This window comes from Pseudomonas sp. BMW13 (assembly GCF_013357275.1).
Lineage (GTDB): Bacteria > Pseudomonadota > Gammaproteobacteria > Pseudomonadales > Pseudomonadaceae > Aquipseudomonas > Aquipseudomonas khazarica.
On record NZ_SUKD01000048.1, the window covers coordinates 1 to 2092 of the forward strand.

Sequence of the window (2092 nt, forward strand, 5' to 3'; positions counted from 1 at the left end):
GCACACCATCGGGGAACGCCGCCTCGGTGGCGTTCCAGCCACCAAGCAGTTGCTCGCGCTCCGCGCCTGCCAGCATCGACAGACGCCCCACCGGGCACTGCGGATCGGCAGCCAATGCCTCCAGCAAATTAAGGAAGTGACCGCACAGGCGCTCGATGGTGGCTGCATCGAACAGATCGCTGGCATAGGCGAACTGCCCGCGCACAGCGCCCTCACGGTTCTCCTCGGTCTGCAGCATCAGGTCGAACTTGGCGATACCGGTCGCCAGCTGCAGAGGCTCCAGCGTCAGTGCCTCACCATCGGCAGCGGGAAGCTCGCACAAGGCATCCTGCGCACTGGGCAAATGGTTGTAGGCCACCTGAAACAGCGGATTGTGGCTCAGGCTGCGTTCAGGTTGCAGGGTTTCCACCAAGCGCTCGAAGGGCAGTTCCTGATGAGCCTGTGCATCCAGGACGGCCTGGCGTACCGCACCGAGCAGATCGACGAAGGAAGCATGTTCCTCGACTTCACCGCACAGCACCTGGGTATTGACGAAAAAACCCACCAGACGCTCGCACTCGGCCCTACCACGGTTGGCCACCGGCACGCCGATACGCAGTTCGCGCTGGCCGCTGTAGCGCACCAGCAGCACCTCGAATGCCGCCAGCAGCACCATGAACAGGCTTGCACCCTGGCCACGTGCCAGGCTGCGCAGCTCGCTCACCAACGCCGTAGGCAGTTGAAAGTCCAGCGTGGCGCCACGGTAACTCTGCTGCGGCGGACGCGGTCGGTCGCTGGGCAGGGTCAGCAGCAGCGACGGATCGCCGATATGTTGCGTCCAGTAATCGAGCTGACGCTGCTCCTCCCCGGCCGCCATCCACAGGCGCTGCCAGCGAGCATGGTCGGCGTACTGAATCGGCAGCGGCGGCAGGCTGGCACCACGACCGGTGACGCAGGCGCCATAGAGGCTGGCGAACTCGTCGATCAGCACGCCCATCGACCAACCATCGGAGACGATATGATGCAGGTTCAGCAGCAGCAGGTGCTCGCTATCGCTGAGTCGCAGCAGGTGCAGGCGCAGCAACGGGCCATTGGCGAGATCGAAAGGCTGTCGCGCCAACTGTTCCAGACGCACACGTGCGGCGTCCTCACGCTGGCCTGCCGGCAGTTCGGCAAAGTCTTCTTCCAGCATGGCCAGAGGCAAGGTCGGCAGGATCACCTGCAACGGCTCGCCACCTTCTTCGCGAAACAGCGTGCGCAGACTCTCATGGCGCGCCACCAATGCCTCGAAAGCCTGGCGCAGGGCCTTAGGATCCAGCGTGCCGCGCAAGCGCAGGGCCGCCGGAATGTTGTAGGCCGCACTGTGCGGCTCCATCTGCCAGAGGAACCACAGGCGGCTCTGCGCCGGTGACAATGGCGCACGCTCACAGGGCTGACGCATGATCGGCAGGCGTTCCAGGCTAACGCCCTTCTCCCGCAGTTGTTGCAGGAAAGTCAGTTGCTTCTCTTCGGGGAGCGCCGCCAGGCGTTCGGCAACGGTGCGCAGTTGTGCATCCAGCATGGTCATCAGAGGTTCTCCAACTCGCCCAGCAATTCATCCATCAGCTCCAGCTCGGCCTCTTGCGAGGGCGCATTGTCCCGTTGCGCCTGCAGGTGGCTTGCCAACGCCTGGATGGAACTCAACTCGAACAATGCGTGCAGCGGCAACGTCACTCCCAGACGATTGCGCAGGGTCATGCCGACCTGAGTCAGCAACAGAGAATGTCCGCCCAGTTCGAAGAAATCGTCGTTGATTCCGACCCGCTCGACCTGCAGCACCTGCGTCCAGATCGCCGCCAGCTCACGCTCCAGGTCATTGCGGGGCGCCACGTAACCGACTGCCGAGGTACCGAACTCCGGCACCGGCAAAGCCTTGCGATCAAGCTTGCCATTCGGCGACAGCGGCATGGCCTCAAGCACCAGGATACGCGCCGGCACCATGAACTCCGGCAATTGCTCAGCCAGCGCCTGGCGCAACTCCTCGCCGTCGCAACCGGCCACGGCATAGCCCACCAGCTGCTTGCCTTGCGCTGTGTCACGCGCCACCACCACCGCCTCTTCCACCTGCGGATGT

General features: G+C 64.0%; 2 protein-coding genes. Both read right to left on the reverse strand.

What is annotated here, in order from left to right; translation table 11 throughout:
• The coding region (locus E4487_RS23960; protein ID WP_257229490.1) for a condensation domain-containing protein at positions 1 to 1546 on the reverse strand (1546 nt) is incomplete at its 3' end.
• On the reverse strand, positions 1546 to 2092 hold a 547-nt coding region (locus tag E4487_RS23965; RefSeq protein ID WP_175254540.1), incomplete at its 5' end, for a phosphopantetheine-binding protein. The genes E4487_RS23960 and E4487_RS23965, both read right to left, overlap by 1 nt.